The sequence below is a fragment of the Stenotrophomonas panacihumi genome (genome assembly GCF_001431645.1).
Classification (GTDB): Bacteria; Pseudomonadota; Gammaproteobacteria; order Xanthomonadales; family Xanthomonadaceae; genus Stenotrophomonas_A; species Stenotrophomonas_A panacihumi.
In genome coordinates this window covers 1-601 of sequence record NZ_LLXU01000012.1, presented here as the reverse complement: position 1 = coordinate 601, position 601 = coordinate 1, and the positions used below count along the sequence as shown (strand labels likewise).

Annotated in this window: 1 pseudogene; it reads right to left on the bottom strand. The window is 58.9% G+C overall.

From position 1 onward, the window contains the following. Positions 1 to 601, bottom strand: a pseudogene (locus ARC20_RS17800) (DUF3320 domain-containing protein); the annotation flags it as partial.

The following is a 601-nucleotide window of genomic DNA, read 5'->3' as shown; positions in this document are numbered from 1 at the left end:
CCGCCAAACTGGCATGGCTTGGATTGCGCGCGATCTCAGCGTTTCCTTCGAACTGCAAGCCAACGAGAAGATCCATGACCTCCCCCGCCAAGACGCCAGCAGCCGACGACGCGCGCTCGGCCTGCTCCAAGAGCGATTGCGGCTCGCTGATGCGTGCTGCCAATTGGCGAAGCTCGGGATTCTGCTCAATCCAAGAAACGATTGGGCGAAGCTCACCTGGCTTACTTTCAAGCGCCAGCCAGAACGGACCGAATGCAGCCTCCCCGTCTTCTGCCACAGCCTCATAAGCAGCATGCGCTGCTTGTGCCTGCTGGATCCCCCCTATAACGGCAAGCGCCTGTTCAACCGATAGCTCCTCTGCCCCGAGCAAAAAATCTGCCTGCTTAAATGCCGCCAGCCACACCGCGGATCTATCCGTGAGGTCAGAGAGCGAAACACGCTTTAAAACAGTCTCCTCGCCCCAGGGATTCCGCTCAGCTGCAAGCAGCGCCTCATGCACTGGCGAAAGATTGCGACTGAGTTCTTCCAAAGAAGGCTTAATACGCTTGGCGATCTCGGTCGCGAGTACACGATCACCGATGTCGGCCAGGCGCTCGCGCAC